Origin of the sequence: Sphingomonas pseudosanguinis (assembly GCF_014196255.1) — a bacterium.
Classification (GTDB): domain Bacteria; phylum Pseudomonadota; class Alphaproteobacteria; order Sphingomonadales; family Sphingomonadaceae; genus Sphingomonas; species Sphingomonas pseudosanguinis.
This window is the reverse complement of record NZ_JACIDH010000007.1, coordinates 112,098-138,395: the sequence shown is the minus strand read 5'-3', so window position 1 is coordinate 138,395 and position 26,298 is coordinate 112,098. Positions and strand designations below refer to the sequence as shown.

Genomic DNA, 26,298 nt, shown 5'->3' with positions numbered 1-26,298 from the left:
CGACAAACCGCCCGATCAGGCGACGGCTTGTTCGGCCTGTCCGATCTCATCGGGTTCGCGCAGCACATAGCCGCGGCCCCAGACCGTCTCGATATAATTCTCACCGTCGCAGGCCAGGCTCAGCTTCTTGCGCAGCTTGCAGATGAAGACGTCGATGATCTTCAGTTCCGGCTCGTCCATGCCGCCATAGAGATGGTTCAGGAACATCTCCTTGGTCAGCGTGGTGCCCTTGCGGAGCGACAGCAGCTCCAGCATGGCATATTCCTTGCCGGTCAGATGGACGCGGGCATTGTCGACCTCGACCGTCTTGGCATCGAGATTGACCGCCAGCTTGCCGGTACGGATGATCGACTGCGAATGGCCCTTGGAGCGGCGGACGACGGCGTGGATGCGCGCGATCAGTTCTTCGCGGTGGAAGGGCTTGGTGACGTAATCATCGGCACCGAAGCCGAAGCTGCGCACCTTCGAGTCCATCTCGTTGATGCCCGACAGGATCAGGACCGGCGTCGACACGCGCGCCACGCGCAGACGCTTCAGCACGTCGTAACCATGCATGTCGGGCAGGTTCAGGTCGAGCAGGATGATGTCGTAATCATACAGCTTGCCCAGATCCAGGCCCTCTTCGCCCAGGTCGGTGGTATAGACGTTGAAGCCTTCGCTGCCGAGCATCAGCTCGATCGCCTTGGCGGTCGTCGGTTCGTCCTCGATCAACAATACGCGCATCGGCAGTCCCCATTCGCGATGATCGCCCTCCGTGAGGCCCCCGGCGATCTGAAATTCCGTTCATTAACCAACGCGGATATGAACGCAAAAGGTTAATTCGCTCCTAATCGGGACTCGACGCATCCTTTTTCAAAAATGCGTTCGGGCCGAGCAGCGTCTTGTGTTCGGACCGGGGAATATCCTCGCCCAGCACCTCGCGCAGATACAGGCTGCGGATCAGGGTGAAGGCGACGACGAGCAAGGCGGCCGAGAAGAACAGCCCGAACAACCCGAAAATGGTGCCGATGCCGATGATCGCGAACAGCGTGATCGCCGGCGGGATGGCGACGACGCGGCTGGTGACGAAGGGGGTGATGGCGTTGGTCTGGATCAGCCGGACGACCGCGAAGGTGACGAGCGTGCCGATCACCGCGCCATTGCCGCCCTGGGCGGCAAGGCCGAGCGCCGGCAGCATCGCCGCGATCGGGCCGACATAGGGCACGAACTCGCTGAGCCCGGTCAGCAGGCCAAGCGCGGCGGCCGACGGTACGCCGGCGATGCCCAGACCGATGCCGACCAGCACGCCCATCGTCGTCATCTGGATGAGCTGCGCACGCAGCCACAGGCGCAAGGTCGAGCCCGTGTCGAACAGCGCATCCTCCAGCGCGGGCCGCATCGAGCGAGGTATGAGCAGCAGGAAGCCGCGCTCATAGACCTTAGGATCGGCGGCGAAGAACAGCGCGCCGACCAGCAGCAGCAGGCAGTTCAGGACGAACTCGCCCGCGCCCGACACGATGCCGCTGATGTCCTGCGCCACCCGGCTGCCGGCATAGGCGGCACGCACCGCATCGACGATCTTTTCGCCGACGGGCGACTGCGAGGCCCAGTTGGCCAGCTGGTCGAGCAGGATCGGCAATTGGGTGACCAGCGTGTTCAATTGCTGGCGAAAGGCGACACCGAACAGCCAGGCCAGAAAACCCAGCACCGCCAGCACGGTGACGATCGACAGGGTCAGCGATCGCTTGGGTCCCAGCGGCAGGTGATCGGCATACAGGTCCGCGATGGCATGGATGACGATCGCGCCCAGGATCGATCCGAAGGCGAGGATCAGCAGGTCGCCCGCACGGAACAGCGCGGCGGTGATGGCAAGGATCAGCAGGATCAGGACGATCCGGCGGATGAAGCGCGCATCGTCCGCATCGGGGCGCAGCCGGTTCATGCCGTGGCTCCCGGCTTATGCGCGGTACAGGGATCGCGCACCCGGTCGGCCAGCCAGGTGATCAGCGCCTCGACACGGGCGGGCCTGAGCGGGCTGGGCGGGGTGAGCAGATGCAGCCCGATCGGCGGCGGCGTCCATTCGGTCAGGATCTCGACGGCGCCGCCGCTGGCGAGATGCGGGCCGATGATAAAGCCGGGCAGGCGCGCGATGCCCAGGCCCGCGACGACGGCGGGGACCAGCGCATCGCCGCTATTGGCGGTCAGCGGCCCCTGCGGCCGCACCGACACCTCCGCACCGTTGGGATGGCGGAAGCGCCAGGGACCGGTGATGTTGGAATAGCTGAGCAGGCGATGCTCGCCCAATTCGTTGGGATGGCGCGGCTCGCCATGGTCGGCCAGATAGCCGGGCGAGGCGACGATATGCGTCGAGATGCCGCACAGCCGCCGCGCGCGCAGCGAGCTGTCGGGCAGGTCGGCGATGCGCAGCGCGACGTCATAGCCCTCCGCCACGATGTCGACCCGTGCGTCGGACAGGCTGAGCTCGATCTCGATACCGGGATGCGCGGCCAGGAAATCGGCGATGACGGGCGCGATGTTGCTGACCCCGAAGGACATCGGCGCGGCGAGGCGGATACGGCCGGCGGGCGCGCTGGCGGCGTCGCGCGCGGCCTCCTCGGCGGCGCGCGCCTCGGCCAGGATGCGCGCGGCGTGATCGGCCAGCGGCTTGCCCGCCTCGGTCAGCGCCAGCCGGCGCGAGGTGCGGTGGAACAGCGACTGGTTGAGCTGCGCCTCCAGCCGGGTGATCGCCTTGGAGACGGTCGCCTTGGACAGGCCGATCGCATCGGCGGCGGCGCTGAACGAGCGATGCTCGACCACGGCGGCGAAGATCGCCCAGGCTTCCAGATCCGGCAGACGCATCCTCGACCCTCTATCCCCCCAAAGCGGTCCATGGCCGGGCCGCGCCGCTACAATGAACGTGGAAACGATCGGTTTCCAGCGTTTCCGTTTACGCGATCATAATCGGCCCTATCTTGAGGGCAACCAAGGGAGAAATTCCATGACTGCTATCACCGCCGAGAAGGGTATCGACCGCCGCAGCTTCGAAAGCCTGGGCCACGCCAATCATGGCTGGCTGGATGCGCGGCATCATTTCTCGTTCGCCAACTACTATGATCCGGCCCGCATGGGTTGGGGCGCGATCCGGGTCTGGAACGACGACGTCATCGCCCCCAATGCCGGTTTCCCGCCGCATCCCCATGCCGACATGGAGATCATCACCTATGTCCGCACCGGCGCGATCACGCACCAGGATTCGATGGGCAATGTCGGCCGCACGGCTGCGGGCGATGTCCAGGTGATGAGCGCGGGGTCGGGCGTGCGTCACGCCGAATATAATCTGGAGGCCGAGCCGACGACGCTCTTCCAGATCTGGATCGAACCGCGCACGCGGGGCGGCCAGCCCAGCTGGGGCGCCAAGCCGTTTCCCAAGGGCGAACGCTCGGGCAAGTTCGTGACGCTCGCCAGCGGGTTCGAGGAGGATGGCGATGCGCTGCGCATCCGCGCCGAAGCCCGTGTCCTGGCCGCCACCCTGCATGCCGGCGAGAGCATCGAACATACGGTGGGCGCGGGACGTCACGCCTATCTGGTGCCGGCGACGGGACGGATCGAAATCGATGGTGTGCCGTTCGCAGCGCGGGATGGCGCGGCGCTGTCGGGTGGTCGCACGGTGACGATCACGGCGGTCGAGGATGCCGAGATCGTTCTGGTCGATTCCGAATAATTTCACGCTTTCAGGAAGGGAGTATCATCACATGGCCAAGGTTCTGGTCCTTTATTATTCGTCCTATGGTCACATCGAGCAGATGGCCGACGCCATCGCCGAGGGCGCGCGCGCCGGCGGGGCCGAGGTGGACATCCGCCGCGTCGCCGAGACCGCGCCGCCGGAAGTGGTCGCCGCCGCGCACTTCAAGACCGACACCGCGCACCCCGAGATCGAGGGCCCCGACGCGCTGACCAACTATGACGCGATCATCGTTGGCACGCCGACCCGCTATGGTCGCATGGCGAGCCAGATGGCGGCGTTCTGGGACACGACCGGCGGCGTGTGGATGAAGGGCGGCCTGGTCGGCAAGGTCGGCGGCGCCTTCACCTCGACCGCCAGCCAGCATGGCGGGCAGGAAACCACCCTGTTCTCGGTCCTGACCAACCTGATCCACCACGGCATGACAATTGTTGGGCTGGATTACGGCTTCCAGGGCCAGATGGGCGTCAAGGAAGTCCATGGCGGCACGCCCTACGGCGCATCGACGCTGGCGGACGGCGACGGCAGCCGCCAGCCGAGCCAGGTCGATCTGGACGGTGCCCGCTATCAGGGCAAGCGCATCGCCGAGACGGCCGCCAAGCTGTTCGGATGATGTAAAGGACGGGGGTGCCGATGGGTGCCCCCGTTTTTTTGGTTACCGCGCGGCGGGCGTTGGGACGTGGCCTTTGACTGCGCTCAGGCTGAACGGCCGTGGAGGACAATCATCCCTAAACTCCGTTCAGCCTGAGCGAAGTCGAAGGCCACGGGATTCGTTATCACCGCTTCTTCGTCTTTGTGGCTACCGCCGGACGTGCACTTCGACTTCGCTCAGTGCGAACGGAGGTCGGGGCGATCGGCCAAGGCGGCTCCGATCCCAACCCTCCGCTCAGTGTGAACGGCGGTCGGGGTGATCGGCGAAGGCAGCTCTAATCCTAGCCCTCCGTTCAGCCTGAGCGAAGTCGAAGGCCAAGGGAAACCCTATCGCCGTTTCCCCTTCTTCACCGGAACGGGCGGAGCCGCCACCACCGGCACCGGCGGCGGACTGGTCACTTCCACCCGCAACGGATCGCGCACGCCCGGATTGGCGGGAAACTGCGCGCGTGCCTTGGCGAACACCGCCCGCGCTTGCGCCGCGCCGGGCGCGGTCGGGCTGGTGCCGACCCAGCGCCAGTGCCACGGCTCCCATTTCACCCGCTGGCTATTACCCGCAGGAAAGCTCATCTCGAACCCGAAGCGCGGCCCGTTCGCGAACAGCCAGCGGGCGGCGGGCGTCGCGGCCATGCAGGCTTCGGCATCCGGGCAGCCATTGGCAGGGCGGACGGCGAAGTCGATCGCATAGCCGGTGGCATGTTCGCTATGCCCCGCCGGCGCCACCGATACGGCGCGCTCCGCCGCGCTGCTTTCCCGGTCGCGGCAGAAGACGCGGTTCTGCCGGGCGATCGCGCGGTGGCAGGACAGCGCGCGCAACTGGCCCATCACCGCCGGGTCACCACGTGCGGCGGCGAGCAGCCGCTCCAGATCGGGTAGCATCTCGCGCCGGACATAGCAGGGCTGGCCGATGGCGAAGCCCGCCGGCGCCTCGACCAGTTCGGAGGACGGCGCGTCGCCATAGGGGAAGTGTCCCGCCAGACGGCCATCGGGGCCGGGCGAGGGTAGCACGCCGTCGCAGGACTGGGCTTGGGCAAGGCTGGGCGCTACGGCGAAGCACAGAAGCGCGACGGCGCGCAGGAAAGCGGCGGGAAGCGGGGGCATGACGCGCGCGCCTCTGGCATGTCGGCGCGCGCGGTGGCAAGGGAGCGGCATGCACGGAGATCGCGTACTATTCATCGACGGCGAGGCGCTGGTGATCGACAAGCCGGCGGGCCTGCCCGTCGATCGGCCCCGCAACGGATCGATCAGCCTCGAAAATCACCTCGAGTCGCTCAAATTCGGGTTCAAACGCTGGCCGGTGCCGGTCCACCGGCTGGACCGCGACACCAGCGGCTGCCTGTTGCTGTCGCGCAATCCCAAGGCGCATGCCCGTTTCCAGCAGGCGTTCGAGGGCGGCCTGGTCGAAAAGCGCTATCTGGCGGTGCTGAACGGCGTGGTCGAGGGCGAGGGGATGATCGACCTGGCGCTCGCGAAGGTGTCGACCATCGAGGAAGGCTGGCGGATCGTCGCCGACCCGGCGGGCAAGGCGGCGCGGACCGGTTGGCGCGCGCTGCGCCATGAGGGCGGGCGTACGCTGGTCGAGTTCCGGCCCCAGACCGGGCGCACGCATCAGATCCGCGTCCATGCCGCGACCGCGCTCGGCGCGCCCGTCGTCGGCGATCTGGTGTACGGCGCGGGCGAGGCCGGGGGGATGCTGCTCCACGCCGCCAGCCTGACCGTTCCGCGTGGCGAGGCCAAGGACCCGATCATAGCGGAGGCCCCGCTTCCCGAACGCTTCGGCGCGTTCACCGAATAGGGCGCGGGCGATGGCGCTGATCCCGGTGACCCGCGCCATCGCGATCGACGAGCGCGAGATCGGCGAGAGCTTCACCCGCGCCTCCGGGCCGGGTGGACAGCATGTCAACACCACCGATAGCGCGGTGCTGCTGCGGTTCGACGTCGCCAACTCGCCCAGCCTGCCAGAGGCGGTGAAGATGCGGCTGGCGGTGCTGGCGGGCACGCGGCTGAGCCGTGACGGCGTCCTCACCTTGCGCGCCGATGCCAGCCGATCGCAGGAGATGAACCGGCGTGAGGTGCGCGAACGGCTGATCGCCCTGGTCCGCGAAGCGACGCTGGTGCCCAAGAAGCGCCGTCCGACCAAGCCCACCAAGGCGTCCCAGACCCGTCGTGTCGATGCCAAGAAGGGGCGCAGCGCGGTCAAGGCGGGACGGGGCAAGGTCCGCTTCGATTGATTCGGCCCGGCCGGCCCAACATGCTCAATTCTCCCAAGTTTTCATGAAGATTATGTCATAAATTACTGTACGTAAAACCAATACAATTTGAAATATTTGATCAAGCCGTTGCAATCATGAAACAAATATTTCCAACTCATAAATAACCTATCATTAGTGGGTGGTGACGCATCTCCGGGGCAACCAGGAGTTGTCCTTTGAGTATCAAGAGTAAGTGCCGCACGGGCGGCGTCGTGGCGTTGGGTGTTTTGCTGCTCGGTGGAGCGGTGACCGGATTCGAGATCGACACGATCCGGATCGGCGGCCCGGTGGACGAGGCCAATCAGGCGATCGGCGACCTTCAGGCCGACATCCTGCCGCCCCCGGCCTATATCATCGAACCCTATCTGGAAGCGACGCTGCTGGTCCAGAATCCGGCATCGCTGGCTGATCGTGGTCCGCGCCTGAAGCGGTTGGAAACCGATTTCCGCGCCAGCCTCGCCCGGTGGAAGGCGTCCGGGATCGAGCAGGGGCTGAAGGGGCAATTGGTCGACCGCGCGGGCGGTCCGGCCGATGCGTTCTGGCAGGAGTTGGACCAGACGACCTTGCCGGCGATCCGGCGTGGCGATCGCCCCGCGATGCAGGCCAGCTATGCGCGGCTGACCGCGCTCTACACCGCGCACCGTCAGGCGATCGACGCGCTGGTCGAGGACGTCGCGACCGCCAAGTCCCAGGTGGCGGCATTCAGCCTGTCGAAGCTGCACGGCACGCTGGCGATCCTGGCCGTGCTCGGCCTGATCCTGGCGGCGATGATGGCGGGGGGAATCTTCTATATTCTTCGCCGGGTGCTGGGGCCGGTCGGCGGCACGGCGGATGCGATGCGTCGCATGGCCGATGGCGACCTGACGCTGACGCTCGACGGGGGCGGGCGGGCCGACGAGATCGGCACCATGGTCTCGGCGGTCGAGGTGTTTCGTGGCGCGGCGCTGGCGCAGGTCGCCAATGTCGAAAAGCAGGAATTGGTCGTCCGCGAACTGGCGGCGGCGCTGGACGAACTGGGCCATGGCAATATCGCCCACCGGGTCGGCGATACGTTGCCGATCGAATATCAGGGGCTGGCGCGTTCGTTCAACGCCAGCATGGACCGGCTGGCGCAGACGCTGGCGCGGGTCGCCCAGTCGGCGGGGCATGTGAAGACCGGGGCGGGCGAGGTGCGATCGGCCTCCGACGACCTGTCGCAGCGGACCGAGCAGCAGGCGGCCAGCCTGGAGGAAACCGCCGCCGCGATGGACGAGATCACGACCGGCGTTCGCGCCACCGCCGGCGGGGCCAACCGCGCCAACGCGATCGTCGCGGCGGCGCGCAAGGACACAGAGCAGTCGGGTGATGTGGTGCGCCGCGCGGTCGACGCGATGGGCGCGATCGAACGCTCATCGAGCGAGATTTCGGAGATCATCGGCGTCATCGACGGTATCGCCTTCCAGACCAATCTCCTGGCGCTTAACGCCGGCGTCGAAGCCGCGCGCGCCGGTGACGCGGGCAAGGGCTTTGCGGTCGTCGCGAGCGAGGTCCGCGCGCTGGCGCAGCGCTCGGCCGATGCGGCCAAGGACGTGAAGGACCGTATCCAGGCCTCGACGACCCAGGTCGGCATGGGCGTCGATCTGGTCAGCGAGACGGGGCGCTCGCTGGAGACGATTTTCAAGCGCATCGCCGAGATCAGCACGCTTGTCTCCGACATCGCCGCCTCCGCCGAGCAGCAGGCGACGGGGCTGCAGCAGGTGAACACCGCCGTCGCCGAGATGGACGGTACGACCCAGCAGAATGCGGCGATGGTCGAACAGGCGACCGCCGCGGCGCGCCAACTGGCGGCCGAGGCCGATGTGCTGGCTCGCGAAGTCGCGCAGTTCCGGCTGGGCCATGACGCGGCCCAGCGGGGCGGCCATCACGCCATGGTCGAGATGCGGCGGTCCGGTCCCAGGCTGGCGCTGGCGAGCTGATCGCGATCGGGCCGGCCGGGGGATGACGCAGCGCCCCCGGCCGACTACATTCGGGCCATGTATCAGTTCGACATCGCCGCCGGATCGAAGGCGGAGCTTTATCATGACCTCCACGCCGCGCTCGACGCGCTGACCGCCGGAGAGGCCGACGCGATCGCCAACATGGCCAATGCCGCCGCGCTGATCGGGCAATATCTGCCCGATCTCAACTGGTCGGGCTTCTACCGCATGGTGGCGGGCGAACTGGTGCTGGGGCCGTTTCAGGGCAAGGCGGCGTGCATCCGCATACCCGTCGGCAAGGGCGTGTGCGGCGCGGCCGTCGCCACCGGCGAGACGCAGCGCGTGGCCGATGTCCACGCCTTTCCGGGCCATATCGCCTGCGACGCCGCCAGCCGGTCCGAACTGGTGGTGCCGATCGTCCATGACGGCCAGGTGCTCGGTGTGCTCGATCTCGACAGCCCGGTCCCCGACCGTTTCGATGCCGAGGATCAGGCGGGCTGCGAAGCGCTGATGACGTTGCTCGCCCCCCGGCTCGCGGGCAAGGCGAGCTGACCCGTCTGACCCGATTCGGGACGATGCGCGGCGCTATCGGCAAAAGGGCCGCGCTGGTAACAAACCTTTGTTGCGGCCCGGGCGTTTGGGGGGACGTCCAAGCCTTGAAACAGGGGAAATTTGCCACGCCATGCGGACCTTGTCGCATCTGATCAGCCTATCCCTCGCCACCATGGTGAGCGCACCGGTGGTGGCGCAGGAGCGTGCCCCGCTGCGCGCCGGCGCCAGCTATCCGCGGCCCAATATCGACACCGCATCGCCGACCATGGTCCGGCCCGAGGTGACGACGCGCACCGTGGGCACCGGGCCGGTGCGCCGCGACCGCTGGGGCAGCCTGGTCGGTGGTCGCTGGTGGGGTGGGGCGAATGCGCCGGGCGGCTGGCCCGCCTATCGCCGGCCGGTGCGCGGTACCGTCCTGCCCGGCTATTGGAACAGCCCGCGCTTCGCGATCGACGACTGGGCGGTCTATCGCCTGCCGCAGCCGCCGGCGGGCTATCGCTGGTCGCGCTATTATGACGATGCGGTGCTGATCGATCCGCGCGGTGGGGTCTATGACAGCATGGCCGGCCTCGACTGGGACGGGGCGGGCGCGCCCGATTATGCGGGGGCCGGCTATCCGCCGCCACCGCCTTCGCCGGTCCGGCGTGACCGGGGCCTGGGCGGCGCGGCGATCGGAGCGGTGGCGGGCGGCATCGCCGGCAACGTCATTGCCGGGCGTGACGATCGGCTGGGCGGTACGCTGATCGGGGCGGGCGTCGGCGCGGCGGCGGGCTATGCGATCGACCGGGCCGAGGATCGGCGGACGCGGATGGCGCCGGGCTATGACGATTATGGTCAGCCCGATTATGGCTATCGGGACGACTATGCTCCACCGCCGCCGCCGCCCGCGACCGGACGCCGCTGGGTGACGCGCGACGGCAGCACCGTCACGACGACGACGACCGTCGGTACGCTTGCGTCAGGCCGGCCAGGCTATTATGAAGGCGGCTATTATTATCCGGCCCCCACGGTGACCACGGTTGTCGTACAGGGTCCGCCGGTGACGACGACCACCACCACGACCGAAGTTGTGCGCACGGCCCCGCGCCGCATACGCACCCGGAGCAAGCTGGTTCGTCGCTGACGCCTTCCCCAGGGGGGAGTTCGACCCGAGGAGACGCCGGGTCGAAATATGGGATGCCGCTCCGACCAACTCCCACGGAGCGGCATCCTTTTACCCTACGACCCGATCAGCGTCCGCCAAAGGTGACCAGGCTTTCGGCGCCGTCCGCCGCGATCGCCGACACGCCGATGAAGTGATCGTCGACCGGCACCTGGGTCAGCACGGTGCCCGGCTCGGTCACGTCGCGCGACTGAGTCCACTCCTGACCATCGTTGCGCCGCCAATGGACGCGGTAGCGGACGGCCCCCGGCACGGCCGCCCATTCGACCTTCGTATCGCGTGACAAGGCACCGCTGATCGTCACCTTGTCCGGCGCGGCGGGTGCGGCGGCCAGCCGGGCGAGCGTGGCGATGTTGATCGCCGTCACTTTCGCCAGATAGGGAAAGTCCATCTTGTCGATCGTGTCGCCGAACGCGACATTGCCTTCCTTGCGCAGGTCCTGATGCTGCGCGTCCCAATCCTCATTGGCGACCGAGAAGCGGATGGCGGGATAGCCCAGCTTCAGGAACGGCTCGTGATCGCCGCCACGGCCGAAGCGGTCCGGCCGGCGGTCGAGGAACACGTCCAGCCCGCCCAGCTTGTCGGCGATGCCGTCGATCGCCTTTGCCAGCGCGCGGCTGGGGCCGTCATCCTCGCCGCCGTTTCCGCGCCGCTGCATCTGCTGGGGCAGCCCTTCGGACGCGCGGATGCCTTCCGAAAAGACACGGACCCAGCGCGCCTCGCGCACGCCGCCCTGGCCGATCGTGTTGCCGACGATGTCGTTGTTGAGCATCGCCGACACCCGCCAGTTCCGGGCCTTGACGGTATCGGCAAGCAGGGTCGCGCCCCATAGGCCCTGCTCCTCACCCGAAAAGACGGCATAGACGATGGTCGCGTCGAACTGTTGCTTGGACAGATGGCGTGCCGCCTCCAGCACCAGCGCTACGCCCGAGGCGTCGTCATTGGCCCCCGGCGCGTCGGAGGTCGCGTCCATCACGTCGGTAACCCGGCTGTCGATATGCGCGCCGACGATGACGACCCGCGACGGATCGCGCCCGCGCTGGATGCCCAGCACGTCCTCGACCATCACGCCGTTCGGTGCGCGCGGGCCGGTGAAGCGACGGTTGATCCGCTCGACGGTGATGCAGCCGTTACAGCTCTGCCCGATCGTCTCGAACTGCCGCGCCGCCCAGTCGCGCGCCGCGCCGATGCCGCGCTTGGGATCGGTGGTGGTCGAGGCGGTATGGCGCGTGCCGAACCCGACCAGCGCTTCGACATCGGCCTTCAGCCGGGCGGGGGAGGGGGCGGCGGCCGGTGTCGCGGCGGCGGCGAGAAGCAGGGGGAGGATCATGCGGGCGAGACTGGCCGAGCGGGGCGGGGGTGGCAAGTGGTTGATCGATCACGAGACTGGCCTGGGGCAGAGTGCCGGGCGTGGCCTTCGACTTCGCTCAGGCTGAACGGGTTTGAGGAATACCGGCCGAGTTCAAGGGCGTCCAAACCTCCGTTCAGCCTGAGCCCTTTGGCTGGCTGGCAAGCCAGCCGCTCAGGATAAACTTCGGCGCCTAGCGCCGAAGTCGAAGGCCACGCGATTCCCCTCTCAACTTAACCGATCAATCGCCTCCAGCGTCAGCGACCCCGGCACGATCATGATCGGCACGGGCAGGGCGCCCGCATCGGTGCCCGAGAAATGGCTGACCAGCGTCCCCGGTGCACCACTCGCGGCGGCTCCCAGCACCAGCGCCGCGATCTCCGGATTGGCGGCGATCAGTTCGCGGATTACCTTCGGCCCGTCGCCCTCGCGCACCGTGATGGCGGGACGCAGCCCCGATTCGTCGAGGATCGCGCCCGCCGCGCTGGCGACCAGCGCCTCGGCCTGCTGGCGCGCCTCGTCCTCGATCGTCGCCTGCACGCCGCCGAACGCGATGAACTCCTGCGGCGGCAGGATCGTCAGGATTTCGACGCCGCCGCCGGTCTTCACCGCACGCCTGGCGGCGAAGCGCAGGGCGATCCTGGATTCCGGACTGTCGTCGATCACGACCAGATAGATACGCATCGCGGCCCCCTAATTGTCTCCAACGGATGCCGTTACATAGTATTTCATGCAAGGCCATGACTTGACCGAGCGCAATTCGGGCGCAAGAGACGGGCCGCTACGGAATTCGTTTTCCCCCGAGAGGACCTCCATGTCGATCGAGATTAAGATGCCCGCGCTGTCGCCGACCATGGAGGAAGGCACGCTGGCCAAATGGCTGGTGAAGGAAGGGGACACGGTGAAGTCCGGCGACATCATGGCCGAGATCGAAACCGACAAGGCCACGATGGAATTCGAGGCGGTGGATGAAGGCGTCATCGCCAAGATCCTCGTCGCCGAGGGCACCGACAATGTGAAGGTCGGCACCGTCATCGCGATCCTGGCCGAAGAGGGCGAGGACGCTTCGTCGGTCCAGGCCCCCACCAAGTCGGAAACCCCGGCCCCGGCCAACCCCATGCCGACCGATCCGACCGATCCCAACAAGACCGGCAGCGAAGCCAAGCCCGCCGAGCGCACGCTGACCCAGGCCGAGGATCACGGCAAGCCCGTCGATTCGGGCAAGCAGGGCGGATCGAGCGCCGGCAATGGCCGCGCGATCGCCAGCCCGCTTGCGCGTCGCATCGCCTCGCAAAAGGGCCTCGACCTGTCGGCGCTGACCGGCTCGGGCCCGAACGGCCGTATCGTGAAGGCCGACGTCGAGAATGCGCAGCCGGGTCAGGCCAAGGCCGCCGCTCCCGCTGCTAGCGCTTCGTCGTCGGAAGCCGCTGCCGCCCCGGCCGCCGCGCCCAAGCCCGCGCAGGTGCCGGACATCCCGCACGAAGCGTCGAAGCTGTCCAACATGCGCAAGACGATCGCGCGCCGCCTGACCGAGTCGAAGCAGCAGGTTCCGCACATCTATCTGACGGTGGACGTGCGCCTCGACGCGCTGCTGAAGCTGCGTGGCGAGCTGAACGCCGGTCTCGAATCGCGCGGTGTGAAGCTGTCGGTCAACGACATGCTCATCAAGGCGCTGGGTGTCGCGCTGATGGCGGTGCCCAAGTGCAACGTCATGTTCACGCCGGACCAGCTGATCAGCTTCAAGCGCGCCGACATCTCGGTCGCGGTGTCGACCCCGGCCGGCCTGATCACCCCGATCGTGTCGGAGGCGGATACGCGTTCGCTGTCGTCCATCTCGACCACGATGAAGGACCTGGCCACCCGCGCCCGCGACAACAAGCTGCAGCCGCATGAATTCCAGGGCGGCACGGCCTCGATCTCGAACATGGGCATGTTCGGCATCAAGCAGTTCGAGGCGGTCATCAACCCGCCGCAGGGCATGATCCTGGCGATCGGCGCGGGCGAGAAGCGCCCTTATATCGTCGACGACCAGCTGGGCGTGGCGACCGTCATGTCGGCGACCGGCAGCTTCGACCACCGTGCGATCGACGGGGCCGACGGCGCCGAGCTGATGAAGGTGTTCAAGGAGCTGGTCGAGCGTCCGCTGGCGATGCTGGCCTGACGGTCCGGGGGCGGGGGCCATGCGGGTTCGGATCGAGCTGTTCTACATCGTCCTCGGGCTGGTGGCGGCGGTGATCATGACCCGCGCCGCCGCCTGGGCCTATCCTCTGGCCCGCGCCGAAATCTGGTGGTGCGGGGCGGCGGCGATGGTCGCGACGGTGGTGATGGGCATCGGCCCGCTCCACCGCGCGCGCATCGCCGACCGCATGGCCCGCCGGCATTCCGAACAATGAGCACGCTGCCTGATCTCGTCCCCGTCATCCGCGTCACCGCGATGCCCGGCGACGCCAATCCGTATGGCGACATCTTCGGCGGCTGGCTGATGGGCCAGATGGACCTCGCGGCCGGCTCGGTGGCGTCGCGTCATTCGGGCGGCCGTGCGGTCACGATCGCGGTCGAGGGGATGAAGTTCCACGCCCCCGTCCTCGTCGGCGACGAAGTCTCGGTCTATGCCCAGCTCGTCCGCGTCGGCACCACGTCGATGACGATCGAGGTCGAGGCCTGGCGCCGCGCCCGCCATGTCGAGGATGCGACCAAGGTGACGCAGGCGCGCTTCGTGTTCGTGGCGACCGACCGGGACCGCAAGCCGCGTACCGTTCCGCCGATGGCGGGGTAAGGTCCATGGACGATGCGGAGGCAGTGGATGGTCCCAGTGTCTTCGCGGCTTGTGGAAGGGCGTGGATATGTGGCTCGTTCACGGCGCTCCCCATGACGTTCGGAATGGTTGCGATCTATGAATCGGTGCCATGGGGGTGGCCGAGCCTCTGGGAAGTTTTTGGGTTTGTGATGCTGGCAATCATATCGTCATGTGCGGCGGCGATTGTCAGCGGCCCTTTCATGCTGATCGTGGGGTTCCCGCTGGCCTTCGTCGCGTCGCGGTACCTTGGACGATCCCTGATTGGGAATAGTATTTTTGGTGGCATGGTTGGAGCTTTGGCGGGGGCAATCGTCCCGCTCAGTTTCTTCATGCCGCCCGGTTTCACTACGGCGGCGTATGCAGTGCCCTACGGCGCCTTCACTGGGTTTTTCGTGACAAGGATGCGTTATGGCTGACACTTACGACCTTATCGTCCTCGGCTCCGGCCCCGGCGGCTATGTCGCGGCGATCCGCGCGAGCCAGCTCGGCCTGAAGGTCGCGATCGTCGAGCGCGAGCGGCTGGGCGGCATCTGCCTCAACTGGGGCTGTATCCCGACCAAGGCGCTGCTGCGCTCGGCCGAGGTCTATCATTACATGACCCATGCCGCGCAGTACGGCCTGTCGGTCGAGAAGCCCTCGTTCAGCCTGGAGAAGGTGGTCGATCGCAGCCGCAAGGTGGCGGGCCAGCTGAATGCGGGCGTCAAGGGCCTGATGAAGAAGAACAAGGTCGCCGTCCATGAGGGCGTCGGCACCATTACGGGCGCCGATAAGAATGGGGGCAAGCTGTCGGTCGTCCAGGGTGACAAGACCACCGAACTGACCGCCAAGCACATCATCGTCGCCACCGGCGCGCGCGCCCGCGACCTGCCCTTCGCCAAGGCGGACGGCGAGCGGATCTGGACCTATCGCCATGCGATGGTGCCGCCCGCCATGCCGACCAAGCTGCTGGTCATCGGATCGGGCGCGATCGGCGTCGAGTTCGCCAGCTTCTACAACGACATGGGCGCGGAAGTGACCATCGTCGAGATGCTCGACCGGATCATGCCCGTCGAGGACGCCGAAGTCAGCGAGTTCATGACCAAGCAGCTGACCAAGTTCGGCATGACGATCAAGACCAAGACCGGTCTGGAAAAGCTGGAAGCCACCGCGTCCGGCGTGAAGGCCGCGATGAAGGGCCCGGACGGCAAGGTCGAGACGGCCGAATTCAGCCACGCCATCGTCGCCATCGGCATCGTCCCCAACACCGAGAATATCGGTCTGGACAAGCTGGGTATCGAGACCGATCGCGGTCACATCAAGACCGACGGCTATGGCCGCACCAATGTCGACGGTATCTGGGCGATCGGCGACGTGACCGGCGCGCCGTGGCTGGCGCACAAGGCGAGCCATGAGGGCGTGATCGCCGCCGAGGCCATCGCGCAGGCTTTGGGCAACAAGGATGTCCACCCGCACGCGATGGACAAGGGCAACATCCCGGGCTGCACCTATTCGCGTCCGCAGGTCGCGTCGGTGGGTTTCACCGAGGCGAAGGCGAAGGAAGCCGGCTATCAGGTGAAGGTCGGCAAGTTCCCCTTCATCGGCAACGGCAAGGCGATCGCGCTGGGCGAGGCCGAGGGCTTCGTGAAGACGGTGTTCGACGCCAAGACGGGCGAGTTGCTGGGCGCACACATGGTCGGCGCGGAAGTGACCGAGATGATCCAGGGCTATGTCGTCGCCCGCCAGCTGGAGACGACCGAGGCCGAGTTGATGGAAACGGTGTTCGCGCACCCGACCATCTCGGAATCGATGCACGAGTCGGGGCTCGCGGCTTATGGGCGCGCGATCCACATCTGATTATTACGCCATCGGTTATGGGAAGGGGGCTCGCGATTGCGGGCCCCTTTTTCGTTGGGGAATTCCCTTGGCCTTCGACTTCGCTCAGGCTGAACGGGTTAGGAAGTGATGCCATTCCCTCGCTCCGTTCAGCCTGAGCGAAGTCGAAGGCCACGCAAGACGCTTTCCTCAAGTAGCGTCACCGAATCGAAGGCAGCCCCGGATCAATCCCGGTCCCCACCGCCCGATCGCATCCATTCAGCCGCATTCCGCTTGCGAAACGAGGGGATTTGGCCGCATCGGAGCTATCGACCCAGTTGATCGGCGCGCCTTGACCCAAGCCCATTCCCACCGCCTGCGCATCATGATCGCGACCTTTATCCTGTTCGGGCTGAGCGTCCTCGTCTTCGCGCCGGGTTATGCGCAATATGACAGCGTCACCCAATATGATCAGGTGCTGAGCGGGCATTACAACGATTGGCATCCGCCGATCATGGCGCGGCTCTGGTCCTTGTTCGGACGGCAGGGGGCGGGGCCGATGCTGGTGCTTCAGCTGGCGGGCTGGTGGCTCGGGCTGGGCAGCATCGCGACGGGGATCGTCGATCGGCGGCCGCGCGCGGCGCTGGCGGTGTTGGCGATCGGGCTGGTGCCGCCCTGGCTGGGCTGGCAGGTCTCGGTGCTGAAGGATGCGCAGATGACGGCTGCGACGCTGGCGGCGGTGGGGCTGGTCGGCTGGTGGCGGCTGCGCGGACGGGCGGTGCCGGGCTGGGCCTGGCTGCTGGTCGCGGTCTTGCTGGTCTATGCCGCGCTGGTCCGCGCCAATGCCATCTTCGCGATCGCGCCGCTGGTCGCGTTCCTGCTCGCCGAGCGCTGGGGGCGGCGGATCGCGCTCACCACCGCGCTGACGCTGGCGACGCTCGCTGTTGCGCCGGTCGTCAACCACCGGTTGCTCGGCGCGCAGGCGAGCGGGGTGGCGCGCGCCCAGGCGCTCTACGATCTGGCGGGGATCGCGGTGCGCGTGCCGTACGACCCGCGTCTGGGCTTCACGCCGGCGGAGGTGGATGGGCTGCGGGCCAAGGCCTGTGTCCGGCCGTTCTTCTGGGACCCGCTGGGGGAGCCGGACCGGTGCGGCACGCTGCTCGCCCGGTTCCAGGCGATGGCGCCGGGGTCGCTTTATGCGCGGCTCGCCCCCGCCATTGTGCATCATCCCTTCGCCTATGCAGCCCAGCGTCTGACGCACCTCAACTCGACCTGGCGATGGGCGGTGCCGGCGCGCTGGATCAATGCCGACCCGCCGCAGTCGACCGAACCCAACGCGATCGGCCTGGGGGAGCCGGGGCGGGTGGCGCTGGCGTGGCAGACGATGGCGGGGGCCTGGGTCGACCTGCCGATCATGTGGCCCATCGTCTGGTTGGTGCTCGCCGCCGGGGGGCTGGCGGTCACGCGTGGGGCGGGGCTGGCGGGGGCGTTGTTCGCCTCGACGCTGGGGCAGGAGGCGAGCTTCCTCGTCATCAGCGTGGCGTCGGATTTCCGCTATCATCTCTGGGCGATCATCGCCTGCGCACTCGGGCTGGTGCTGGCGCGCCCATGGCGGGGGGATCGGCGGATCGTCGTGGCGACGGCGGTGGTGCTTGGCCTGATCCTGGTCGTCGGCACCGCGACGCGCGCGACGCTGCCCGTGCCGCCGCAAAGCTATCAGGGGATGCTCGGCTGAACCCGAAATCGGCCGGGCGGCGTTGATCGCCGCGAAAGGAGCCGATGATGGCCGACGACCACGAGCAGATTTACGCCGATTTCAAGGAGGCCGTGAACATGGCCCCCGCCGAGCTGGAGAAGTTCCTCGATACCGACGAATCGAAAGAGGTCGGCCAGAAGAAGGGCGGCTCCGACGAGAGCGTCGGGCATGATTCAGGTCGCAAGATCGTCGCGATCAAGCATAAAAAGAAGGCCGATCTGACTGACGACGACTATGCGCATATGAAGAAGGTCGTCGGCTATGTGCACCGCCATCTGAAGCAGGGCGGGCCGGACAAGGATGTTGAGCATTCGCCGTGGCGCTACTCGCTGATGAATTGGGGGCATGATCCGTTGAAGGATTGAGGCTGGCCTCATCCGGCATTCCCCACGCTCCGTTCAGCCTGAGCGAAGTCGAAGGCTACGGGCGAAGGGTTGCCCAAGGATAAATACCACCCCAACGAAGACCGTGGCTCGATAGCCCGCTAGCCCGTGGCGCGCTCGATCGTTCACCCCAACTGGACCCCGGCCCCCGCCGGGGTAGCGGATTGGAGAGTGTGGCCCTTGGCCTTCGACTTCGCTCAGGCTGAACGGAGTTTGTGGGAAACGGAAAGGGGCCCGGCCTTTCGACCGAGCCCCTTTCTAGACCGTCAGGCCGAAATCAGGCCGCGACGTCGTACGGCTTGATCTCGCCCGCCAGATACAGGTTGCGGGCCTTGGCGCGGCTCAGCTTGCCCGAGCTGGTGCGGGGCAGGGTGCGCGGCGGGATCAGTTCGATCACGCAGTTCATGCCGGTCACCGCGCGCACGCGCTCGCGGATCTCGTCGCGCAGGCGCAGGCGCTCTTCATCGTCCGAGCTGCGGCACTGGACCAGCACGGCGGGGGTTTCCTCGCCGCCCGGCGTGGTGATGGCGAAGGCGGCGATGTCGCCGGCCTTGAAGCCCGGCAGCTGCTCGACCGCCCATTCGATGTCCTGCGGCCAGTGGTTGCGGCCGTTTACGATGATCATGTCCTTGGCGCGGCCGACGATGTAGATATAGCCCTTCGACATGTACCCCATGTCGCCGGTGTCGAGCCAGCCATCGACCAGACAGGCATCGGTCGCGGCCTGGTCGCGGAAATAGCCGACCATGACCGACGGGCCCTTGCACCAGACCTTGCCGATCGCGCCGTCGGGGAGCGGGGTGCCGTCTTCCTCGCGGATTTCGATCACCATGTCGCGCGCGGGCTTGCCGCAATTGACGATGGCGCGGAAACGCTGCGGGCGATCGGTGCCCTGCGCGCCGCCCGACAACTGGGTTTCCTCGACCAGTTCGACGCGGATACCCTCGCCCGGCGGCATGATCGACACGGCCAGCGTCGCCTCGGCCAGGCCATAGGAGGGCAGGAAGGCGGTGGCGGGGAAGCCTGCATCGGCAAAGGCGTCGACGAAGCTCTGCATCACGTCGGGGCGGATCATGTCCGCGCCATTGCCCGCGATCCGCCAGCGCGACAGGTCGAAGCGGTCCGACGCCTTGGTCTGCGACGAGATGCGGCGCGCGCAGATGTCATAGCCGAAGGTCGGCGAATAGCTGACCGAGGTGCCCGGATTGCGGCTGATCATGTCGAGCCACGCGAGCGGGCGGCGCGCGAAATCCTCGGTCTTGAGGTAATCGGTCGAAACCTGGTTGGCGATCGGCGACAGGAAGCAGCCGACCAGACCCATGTCATGATACCAGGGCAGCCAGGAGATGCAGCGGTCGCTCTCCTGAATCTTCATGCCATGGCTGTGCGCGGCCAGGTTGTTCAAGAGCGCATGATGGGTGATCGCCACGCCATGCGGGAAGCGGGTCGAGCCGCTGGAATATTGCAGATAGGCGATCGCGTCCGACTTCGCCTCGGGCAGCGTCGCTTCGGGGGCTTCGCGCTTGGCGAAGCTGTCCCAGTCGATCCCCTCGACGCCCGCCGCTTCGGCGGCGGCGCCCGCCATCTGCGCCAGTTCGGGAGGGAAGATCAGCATCTTGGGGTCGCAGCTGGCGAGCTGGACGCGAAGCTGTTCGATGTAGCTGTCGCGCCCGCCGAACGAAGTCGGCAGCGGCAGCGGGACCGGCCAGGCGCCGGCATAGACGACGCCGAAGAACAAAGCGGCGAATTCCGGGCCCGTCTCGGCGACCAGCGCGATGCGCTCCTCGGGCTGCACGCCGCTGGCGATCAGGCGGCGGGCGCAGGCCAGCGCATCCTCGCGCAGTTCGCGGAAGGGATAGGGGCGGGTCAGGGTGCCGCGCGCGTCATGGAAGTTCAGCCCGCGCGAGCCGGCGGCAGCATAGTCCAGCGCCTCGCCCAACGTCGCGAAGTCGGCGAAGCGGCGCGGCAGCGCATCTTCGGTCGGCGTCGCGATGATGGCGCGCGCGTCGTCCTGATGGTGCTCGATCGTCATGGCCTTGCCTTCGTTCCTTATGCTTTTGCGCCTCGTACCACCGACCGGCGGGGACGAGCGATTCCGTATTCGCCGACAATAGCGGCTTCCCGCGTTCTAAATCCGTGGTCACTGTGGCACAAACAAGGCGTGTCCGCCGAACGTCGCCCGCCCAAGCCCCTTGATCCCGCCCTGATGGAGCGGCTGGCGCTGCGCTATGTCGAGCGGTTCGCGACCACCGAGGGCAAGCTGATCGACTATCTGCGCCGCAAGCTGCGCGAACGCGGCTGGGCGGGCGAGGGCGCACCCGACCCGCAAGGGCTGGCGGCGAAGATGGTGGAACTGCGCTATATCGACGACCGCGCCTATGCCGAGGCGAAGGCCGCCGCGCTGGCCCGGCGGGGGCTGGGCGCGCGCCGGGTGCGTCAGGCACTGCACGCGGCGCGGATCGGGGAAGAGGATAGCGAGGCGGTCGCGTCCCAGGTCGCCGAGGCGGCACGCGATGCCGCGCTGGCCTTTGCCCGGCGGCGGCGAATCGGGCCGTTCGGGGATGGAGAGACCGACCGCGTCGTGCGGGAAAAGCAGTTCGCGGCGATGATGCGGGCGGGCCACGACATGGCCCTGGCGCGCCGCATCGTGTCGGCGGCGCCGGGCGAAATGCTGGACGACGACGAGGGCTGACGGAAAAACAAACGAATTTTTGGTATCGGTCCCAGATCGGACCAGGAAAAATGCGCCGCCTTACGTTGCGACTGCGAGCAATGATGCTAGCAATAGCCTTCAAGGGTGCATGAGATGCTGGAAGATACGCCGAATGAAGGAGGCGGCTTCGAAGGCGAGACGGCGGACAACGCCGTAAGGCTGGCGGGGGTCGTCAAATGGTTCGATGTGACGCGGGGCTTCGGCTTCGCGGTCGCGGACGACCTGACCTATGGGGATGTGCTGCTGCACTTCACCACGCTGCAGGCGCATGGCCGGCGCAGCCTGCCCGAGGGCGCACGGGTGGAGATGATCGCGGTCGAACGCGGGCGCGGCTATCAGGCGCGCGAAGTCGTCTCGATCGACCTGACCCATGCCGTGCCCGAACAGCCCAAGCGCCCACGCTCGCCCGATCGTATCGATCCCACCGCGCTGGTCGACCAGGCGGGCGAGGCCGAGGGTGTCGCGGTCAAATGGTTCAACCGGCTGAAGGGCTATGGCTTCCTGCTGCGCGACAGCGACGGGGCGGACATCTTCGTACACATGGAAACGCTGCGGCGTGGCGGCATCGTCGAGGTCGAACCCGGCCAGCCATTGGCAGCGCGGATCGTCGACGGGCCGAAAGGGCCGCTGGCAGTGGCGGTGACGGCGCGGGGGGCGGCGTGATTCGCCCTGGTTCATGCGCGGCGCTGGCCATCGCGATCGCGCTGGCGGGATGCTCCGGCGCCGCCACGCAGGAGGCCGAGAGCACCGAGGCGCGCAAGGCCGCGACCATTCCGGTGACGATCCGCACCGCGCAAGGCGCGCATGTCTTCCAGGTGGAGCGGGCCAGGACCACGGGCGAGCAGGCGCAGGGGCTGATGTACCGTACCGACCTGACGCCCGATGGCGGCATGTTGTTCGCGCCCTATCCGCCCGATGGCACCGCACCGCGCGAGGCATCCTTCTGGATGAAGAACACGCCGACCGCGCTCGACATCCTCTTCATCCGCGCCGACGGCACGATCGCGCGCATCGCGGAGAACACCGTGCCGTTCAGCGAGGCGCCGGTCCCCTCGGGCGAGCCGGTCGCGGCCGTGCTGGAGCTGGTCGGCGGGCGTTCGGCCGAGCTCGGCATTTCGGAAGGGGACGCCGTCTCCTGGCCGCGCGACGCGGAACGCGGTTGAAGGCTGGCGAGAGCCGGGCTACACGGCGCGTCATGGGCATCAACCTCAATCCCTTCACCTGGTGGAACGGCGCCACCATTGGCACCTGGTTCGGTCTGCGCGGCAAGGCGCAGGTGGGCGAGGACGCGCACGGCAACGTCTATTACGAGGGCGGCAGCGACACCGCCGGGCGTCCGCGCCGCTGGGTCATCTACAAGGGCTCGAACGATGCCAGCCGCGTGCCGGCGGAATGGTTCAGCTGGCTGCATCATCAGGTCGAGGACGTGCCCGACCGCTCGCTGCCGCCGCGTCGCGCCTGGCAGAAGCCGGCCATCCCCAACATGACGGGCACCGCGCTCGCCTATCGTCCGTCGGGCGCGCTGGAAAAGGGTGGCCAGCGTGCCGCCGCGACCGGCGACTATGAAGCCTGGACGCCCGAGGGGTGAACAAGACCCGCTGGCTGGCCGGCGCAGTGCTGGCCGCCGCGCTCGGGGCCGGTGGCTGGTTCGGCTATCAGGCGCTGACCGATGATCGCGCGGCGCGTGGCGACGAATCGGCCGTCAGCCAGATCCTGCCCGATCGCCCCGGCGGCGCGTCGGGCATCGAATCGGTCGATGCGGGCCAGGCGGGCCTGCCGACCGGTGGCACGCCGATGGCGGAGCGGGTGGCGGTGGTCGGCCTGCTCAACAAGCGGAACGGCGTATCGCGCGAGCTGACGCTCAAGCCCGGCCAGGCGGTGCGTGTCGGCGACGCGATCGTCCGCCTGCGCGCCTGCGAAAAGACAGCGTCCTGGGAAACCGAGCAGCTGACCGGGGCCTTCGTCCAGCTGGACGTGCATGGCGCGGATCAGAAGTGGCGGCGTGTCTTTTCGGGCTGGGTGTTCAAGGAACGGCCGGCGCTGAACGTCGTCCAGCATCCGGTCTATGACGTCTGGGCCAAGAACTGCACGATGTCCTGGCCCGAAACCGGTCCCGACACGGTGCCGGCCGCAGCGCCGGGGCCTGCACCCAGACGGTCGAGCGCGCCGAAATCGCCGGGGGCTGAGGCTCCGGCGGCGGACGCACCGGGGCCGACCACGCCCGCCAACGCATCGGACAATAGCGCGACATAATCGTCGCGCCCGATCTCGACCGCGCCCATGGTGGCGAGGTGCGGCGTCTGGAACTGGCAGTCGAGCAGATTATAGCCGCCCGCGCGCAGCCGTGCGACCAGCCAGACCAGCGCGACCTTGGACGCATCGGTCCGCCGGCTGACCATCGATTCGCCGAAAAAGGCGCGGCCCAGGCTCAGGCCATAGAGGCCACCGACCAGCTCGTCGCCGTCCCAGCATTCGATCGAATGGGCAAAGCCCATGTCGAACAGGTCGATGAACACCCGCTCGATGGCGTAGTTGATCCAGGTCTCGGGCCGGTCGGCGACGCTTTCGGCGCATAGCCGGATGATCGATTCGAACGCGGTGTCGGCGGTCACGCGGAACCGGTCGGATGCGACCGTCTTGCGCAGCGAGCGCGACAGATGAAACCCGTCGAGCGGCAGGACGGCGCGCTTGCGCGGCTCCACCCAATAGACGTGATCGGTATCGCGCGTATCGGCCATCGGGAACACACCGACCGCATAGGCCCCTAGGACGAGGTGCGGGGTCAGGCGTTCGATGGCCCCGGTGCTCATCTGCTGGTCAGCCGCCGTTCGACGGTGCGCCACAACTCGCTATAGGCCTGCGTCGCCGCGCTGCGGGGGGCGAAGGCGCCGACGGGGGCGCGGTGCTCGCCCATCGCCTCGACCACGCTCGCCATCGGGATGACGGGCCAGTCGGGCTGGGCGGCGACCGCCTCGGCATGGAGCTTGCGGCGGCGGTCGACCATGACATGGACGGGCAATAGCGGCACCCGGCCGCGGACATGCGTATCGACCACTTCCAGCGCGCGGGTGGCGAGCGCGGAGGGGACGACCGGCACCACGATCAGATCGGCGGCGCGCAGCACCTGTTCGGTCGTCTCGGTCAGGCCGGGCGGGCAGTCGAGGACGATGCGGTCGTAATCGTCCAGCCCGTCGATCAGCTTGTCGAGCCGCTTCTTCTTGTCGAGCGCATGGAACAGGAAATCTAGGCCGCGCAGCGAATCATCGGCCCCGATCAGCGACAGGCGGGGGATGTCCGTCTTGCGCACCAGCCGGTCGACCGCGATGTCGCGCGAGAAGATGGCCTGCGCCTGATCCCCGCGCGCCGGGCCGCCGAGCAGCCAGGTCGAGGCGGCCTGGGGGTCGAGGTCCCATAGCAAAGTCCGGCGCGCACAAAGACTTGCGGCACACCAGGCGAGATTGACCGCCATGCTGGTCTTTCCCACGCCCCCCTTCAGACTGTAAATCGCGATCGCGGCCACGCGGTTCTTCGACCTCCCGGCTGTACCTCACAAGAAAAAGGCCAGCGGAGGTATCCCCGCCGGCCGGTTTTCGATCAAGTCCCTATCGTCCGATATTCGAACGCGAAGGCTTTCATGGCCTCAGACGTGGCAGGTCTGCGCGGCCTTGTTCGGGGTGGTCAGGGTGATGTTCTTCTCGTCACCCGTCATCTTCCAGCCGCCCTCGGCGGTCAGCGCCTCACCGGCGGCCGGCGCGGTCAGCTTCACCGGGGTGTCGCCCTGCTTCAGGCGGACATTGGCCTGCTTGTCGCCCTGGAAGAAGGTGACGAAGGCCAGGCTCTGGTCCTTGCAGCGGAAGGTCTTGTCGGCCTTGATCGCGGGCGGCAGTTCCACCGGCGCGCGATTGGCGAGGATGTTGGCCATGGGGTCGGGATTGGTGTCGACGACCTCGGGCTGGCTGGGCTGCGAATTGCACGCTGCCAGGGCGAACAGCGGTGCGGCGACGATGAGGGGGAGGAGGCTCTTCATAGCGGGGCGGTGCTTCGCAAATGCAGCAACCATGCGTCAAGTCGATAGATGCCGTAGCGTTCACCGGAATGGTGCAAGCGGACGTCGCGATCCGGTCGATGATGGGGCTTTGGGGTGGGCAAGCAAGGCTTTGCTTGCCGTGGCCCGGGGCAGAGGCCATCTAGCGATCATGGATGCGACCCCCGATACCCTGGCCCTGATCGGCAACACCCCGCTCGTCCGGTTGAAAGGGCCGAGCGAGGCCACCGGATGCGACATCTTCGGCAAGTGCGAATTCGCCAATCCGGGGGCGAGCGTGAAGGATCGCGCCGCGCTGTTCATCGTCGAGGATGCCGAGGCGCGCGGCGCGCTGCGCCCCGGCGGCACGATCGTCGAGGGGACGGCGGGCAATACCGGCATCGGGCTGGCGCTGGTCGCCAACGCCAAGGGCTATCGCACGATCATCGTGATGCCCGAGACGCAGAGTCGCGAGAAGATGGACACGCTGCGCGCGCTCGGGGCCGAGCTGGTCCTGGTGCCGGCCGCGCCCTATTCCAGCCCCTGTCACTTCGTCCACACCTCGCGCCGGATCGCCGAGGAGACGGAGAATGCGATCTGGGCCAACCAGTTCGACAATATCGCCAATCGCCGCGCGCATATCGTGGGCACCGCCGAGGAGATCTGGAACCAGATGCATGGGCGGGTCGACGGCTTCACCTGCGCGGCGGGGACCGGCGGCACCTTTGCGGGGGTCGGCATGGGGCTGAAGGCGCATGATGAGAATGTCGTCATCGCGCTCAGCGACCCGCATGGCGCGGCGCTCTACAATTATTATGCCTGTGGCGAGCTGAAGTCCGAAGGGTCGTCGGTGGCCGAGGGTATCGGGCAGGGGCGGATCACCGCCAATCTCGACGGCGCGCCGGTCGATGCGCAGTTCCGCATCTCCGACGCCGATGGCTGGTACTGGGTGCAGCGGCTTTTGAGCGAGGAGGGGCTGTGCCTTGGCCTGTCCTCGGGCATCAACGTCGCGGGTGCGGTGGCGCTGGCGCGTTCGCTGGGGCCGAATAAGCGGATCGCAACCATTTTGTGCGATACGGGGTTTCGCTACCTCTCCACGCTCCATGACCCGGCGTGGCGGGCCGAGAAGGGACTGTAAGCGCCGGAACCGTTTGCGTCCGGCGGTCGACAGAAGCGCAGGCGCACGATAGTGA

29 protein-coding genes and 1 pseudogene are annotated in these 26,298 nt (G+C 67.4%); 20 read left to right on the top strand and 10 right to left on the bottom strand.

Features of this window, described 5'->3' with window-relative positions:
* Positions 1-15: 15 nt before the first annotated feature.
* The 3 genes from ctrA to GGR48_RS09950 form a co-directional block, all read right to left on the bottom strand.
* Positions 16-723, bottom strand: coding sequence for a response regulator transcription factor CtrA (gene ctrA / locus GGR48_RS09960; protein WP_183951759.1), 708 nt, complete (start codon positions 721-723; stop codon positions 16-18).
* 103 nt (positions 724-826) lie between these two features.
* Positions 827-1,921, bottom strand: coding sequence for an AI-2E family transporter (locus GGR48_RS09955; RefSeq protein ID WP_183951758.1), 1,095 nt, complete (start codon positions 1,919-1,921; stop codon positions 827-829).
* Positions 1,918-2,838, bottom strand: a complete 921-nt coding sequence (locus tag GGR48_RS09950) for a LysR family transcriptional regulator (RefSeq protein ID WP_183951757.1) — start codon at positions 2,836-2,838, stop codon at positions 1,918-1,920. Before GGR48_RS09950 ends, GGR48_RS09955 begins: the two co-directional genes overlap by 4 nt.
* A gap of 139 nt (positions 2,839-2,977) precedes the next feature.
* Here GGR48_RS09950 and GGR48_RS09945 point away from each other — a divergent pair, with 139 nt between their 5' ends.
* Both GGR48_RS09945 and wrbA read left to right on the top strand, forming a co-directional pair.
* Positions 2,978-3,700, top strand: coding sequence for a pirin family protein (locus tag GGR48_RS09945; RefSeq protein ID WP_183951756.1), 723 nt, complete (start codon positions 2,978-2,980; stop codon positions 3,698-3,700).
* A gap of 31 nt (positions 3,701-3,731) precedes the next feature.
* On the top strand, positions 3,732-4,334 hold the full coding sequence (gene wrbA / locus GGR48_RS09940; protein WP_183951755.1) for an NAD(P)H:quinone oxidoreductase: 603 nt from the start codon (positions 3,732-3,734) through the stop codon (positions 4,332-4,334).
* A 365-nt stretch (positions 4,335-4,699) separates the two neighbouring features.
* Here the strand turns inward: wrbA and GGR48_RS09935 are convergent, their stop codons facing one another.
* On the bottom strand, positions 4,700-5,473 hold the full coding sequence (locus GGR48_RS09935; RefSeq protein WP_183951754.1) for a M15 family metallopeptidase: 774 nt from the start codon (positions 5,471-5,473) through the stop codon (positions 4,700-4,702).
* 49 nt (positions 5,474-5,522) lie between these two features.
* Between GGR48_RS09935 and GGR48_RS09930 the strand changes: the two genes are divergently transcribed.
* From GGR48_RS09930 to GGR48_RS09910, 5 genes are all read left to right on the top strand, one after another.
* Entirely contained in the window at positions 5,523-6,167 is a 645-nt protein-coding gene (locus tag GGR48_RS09930) for an RluA family pseudouridine synthase (RefSeq protein ID WP_183951753.1), read from the top strand.
* A gap of 10 nt (positions 6,168-6,177) precedes the next feature.
* Positions 6,178-6,603: an alternative ribosome rescue aminoacyl-tRNA hydrolase ArfB gene (gene arfB / locus GGR48_RS09925; RefSeq protein ID WP_183951752.1), complete on the top strand. Its 426-nt coding sequence runs from the start codon at positions 6,178-6,180 to the stop codon at positions 6,601-6,603.
* Between the two features lie 197 nt (positions 6,604-6,800).
* Positions 6,801-8,579 carry a methyl-accepting chemotaxis protein gene (locus GGR48_RS09920; protein ID WP_240456181.1) on the top strand — a complete coding sequence of 593 codons (1,779 nt, stop codon included), beginning with the start codon at positions 6,801-6,803 and terminating at the stop codon, positions 8,577-8,579.
* Between the two features lie 57 nt (positions 8,580-8,636).
* A complete protein-coding gene (locus tag GGR48_RS09915) occupies positions 8,637-9,131 on the top strand; it encodes a GAF domain-containing protein (RefSeq protein ID WP_183951751.1) in 495 nt (164 codons plus the stop codon).
* Between the two features lie 139 nt (positions 9,132-9,270).
* Positions 9,271-10,254 carry an RcnB family protein gene (locus GGR48_RS09910; protein ID WP_240456182.1) on the top strand — a complete coding sequence of 328 codons (984 nt, stop codon included), beginning with the start codon at positions 9,271-9,273 and terminating at the stop codon, positions 10,252-10,254.
* Between the two features lie 106 nt (positions 10,255-10,360).
* Here GGR48_RS09910 and GGR48_RS09905 read toward each other — a convergent pair whose 3' ends face one another.
* Together GGR48_RS09905 and GGR48_RS09900 are read right to left on the bottom strand one after the other, a co-directional pair.
* Positions 10,361-11,623 (bottom strand): M20/M25/M40 family metallo-hydrolase, encoded by a 1,263-nt coding sequence (locus tag GGR48_RS09905; RefSeq protein WP_183951749.1) that lies wholly within the window; start codon positions 11,621-11,623, stop codon positions 10,361-10,363.
* A gap of 246 nt (positions 11,624-11,869) precedes the next feature.
* A complete protein-coding gene (locus GGR48_RS09900) occupies positions 11,870-12,325 on the bottom strand; it encodes a universal stress protein (RefSeq protein ID WP_183951748.1) in 456 nt (151 codons plus the stop codon).
* A gap of 130 nt (positions 12,326-12,455) precedes the next feature.
* Between GGR48_RS09900 and GGR48_RS09895 the strand changes: the two genes are divergently transcribed.
* From GGR48_RS09895 to GGR48_RS09865, 7 genes are all read left to right on the top strand, one after another.
* Positions 12,456-13,802, top strand: coding sequence for a pyruvate dehydrogenase complex dihydrolipoamide acetyltransferase (locus tag GGR48_RS09895; RefSeq protein WP_183951747.1), 1,347 nt, complete (start codon positions 12,456-12,458; stop codon positions 13,800-13,802).
* Between the two features lie 19 nt (positions 13,803-13,821).
* A complete protein-coding gene (locus GGR48_RS09890; RefSeq protein WP_183951746.1) occupies positions 13,822-14,034 on the top strand; it encodes a hypothetical protein in 213 nt (70 codons plus the stop codon).
* The gene (locus tag GGR48_RS09885) at positions 14,031-14,417 is read left to right on the top strand and encodes an acyl-CoA thioesterase (RefSeq protein WP_183951745.1); all 387 of its coding nucleotides are present in this window, start codon (positions 14,031-14,033) and stop codon (positions 14,415-14,417) included. The genes GGR48_RS09890 and GGR48_RS09885 overlap by 4 nt, the downstream gene beginning before the upstream one ends.
* Before the next feature lie 104 nt (positions 14,418-14,521).
* A complete protein-coding gene (locus tag GGR48_RS09880; RefSeq protein WP_206362551.1) occupies positions 14,522-14,854 on the top strand; it encodes a hypothetical protein in 333 nt (110 codons plus the stop codon).
* Positions 14,847-16,271: a dihydrolipoyl dehydrogenase gene (gene lpdA / locus GGR48_RS09875; RefSeq protein ID WP_183951743.1), complete on the top strand. Its 1,425-nt coding sequence runs from the start codon at positions 14,847-14,849 to the stop codon at positions 16,269-16,271. Before GGR48_RS09880 ends, lpdA begins: the two co-directional genes overlap by 8 nt.
* Before the next feature lie 343 nt (positions 16,272-16,614).
* Complete coding sequence (locus GGR48_RS09870) at positions 16,615-17,964, top strand: hypothetical protein (RefSeq protein WP_183951742.1); 1,350 nt, start codon at positions 16,615-16,617, stop codon at positions 17,962-17,964.
* Between the two features lie 47 nt (positions 17,965-18,011).
* Positions 18,012-18,350: a DUF3140 domain-containing protein gene (locus GGR48_RS09865; RefSeq protein WP_240456183.1), complete on the top strand. Its 339-nt coding sequence runs from the start codon at positions 18,012-18,014 to the stop codon at positions 18,348-18,350.
* Between the two features lie 295 nt (positions 18,351-18,645).
* On the opposite strand, the gene GGR48_RS09860 is transcribed toward GGR48_RS09865, so the two are convergent.
* The gene (locus GGR48_RS09860; RefSeq protein ID WP_183951740.1) at positions 18,646-20,400 is read right to left on the bottom strand and encodes a fatty acyl-AMP ligase; all 1,755 of its coding nucleotides are present in this window, start codon (positions 20,398-20,400) and stop codon (positions 18,646-18,648) included.
* Between the two features lie 174 nt (positions 20,401-20,574).
* Here GGR48_RS09860 and GGR48_RS09855 point away from each other — a divergent pair, with 174 nt between their 5' ends.
* From GGR48_RS09855 to GGR48_RS09835, 5 genes and pseudogenes are all read left to right on the top strand, one after another.
* A complete protein-coding gene (locus GGR48_RS09855) occupies positions 20,575-21,060 on the top strand; it encodes a RecX family transcriptional regulator (protein WP_240456220.1) in 486 nt (161 codons plus the stop codon).
* Positions 21,061-21,174: 114 nt separating this feature from the next.
* Positions 21,175-21,744, top strand: coding sequence for a cold-shock protein (locus tag GGR48_RS09850; protein ID WP_183951739.1), 570 nt, complete (start codon positions 21,175-21,177; stop codon positions 21,742-21,744).
* Complete coding sequence (locus GGR48_RS09845) at positions 21,741-22,244, top strand: DUF192 domain-containing protein (protein WP_338110543.1); 504 nt, start codon at positions 21,741-21,743, stop codon at positions 22,242-22,244. Before GGR48_RS09850 ends, GGR48_RS09845 begins: the two co-directional genes overlap by 4 nt.
* Positions 22,245-22,276: 32 nt before the next feature.
* Complete coding sequence (locus GGR48_RS09840; RefSeq protein ID WP_183951738.1) at positions 22,277-22,669, top strand: NADH:ubiquinone oxidoreductase subunit NDUFA12; 393 nt, start codon at positions 22,277-22,279, stop codon at positions 22,667-22,669.
* Positions 22,670-22,875: 206 nt separating this feature from the next.
* Positions 22,876-23,109, top strand: a pseudogene (locus GGR48_RS09835) (DUF2155 domain-containing protein); the annotation flags it as partial.
* Between the two features lie 35 nt (positions 23,110-23,144).
* Here GGR48_RS09835 and aat read toward each other — a convergent pair.
* From aat to GGR48_RS09820, 3 genes are all read right to left on the bottom strand, one after another.
* Positions 23,145-23,891: a leucyl/phenylalanyl-tRNA--protein transferase gene (gene aat, locus GGR48_RS09830; protein WP_183951737.1), complete on the bottom strand. Its 747-nt coding sequence runs from the start codon at positions 23,889-23,891 to the stop codon at positions 23,145-23,147.
* Entirely contained in the window at positions 23,888-24,601 is a 714-nt protein-coding gene (locus GGR48_RS09825) for an AAA family ATPase (RefSeq protein ID WP_183951736.1), read from the bottom strand. Before GGR48_RS09825 ends, aat begins: the two co-directional genes overlap by 4 nt.
* A gap of 120 nt (positions 24,602-24,721) precedes the next feature.
* A complete protein-coding gene (locus tag GGR48_RS09820) occupies positions 24,722-25,108 on the bottom strand; it encodes a hypothetical protein (RefSeq protein ID WP_183951735.1) in 387 nt (128 codons plus the stop codon).
* A gap of 169 nt (positions 25,109-25,277) precedes the next feature.
* Between GGR48_RS09820 and GGR48_RS09815 the strand changes: the two genes are divergently transcribed.
* The gene (locus GGR48_RS09815) at positions 25,278-26,243 is read left to right on the top strand and encodes a cysteine synthase A (RefSeq protein ID WP_183951734.1); all 966 of its coding nucleotides are present in this window, start codon (positions 25,278-25,280) and stop codon (positions 26,241-26,243) included.
* The last annotated feature ends 55 nt before the right edge of the window (positions 26,244-26,298 follow it).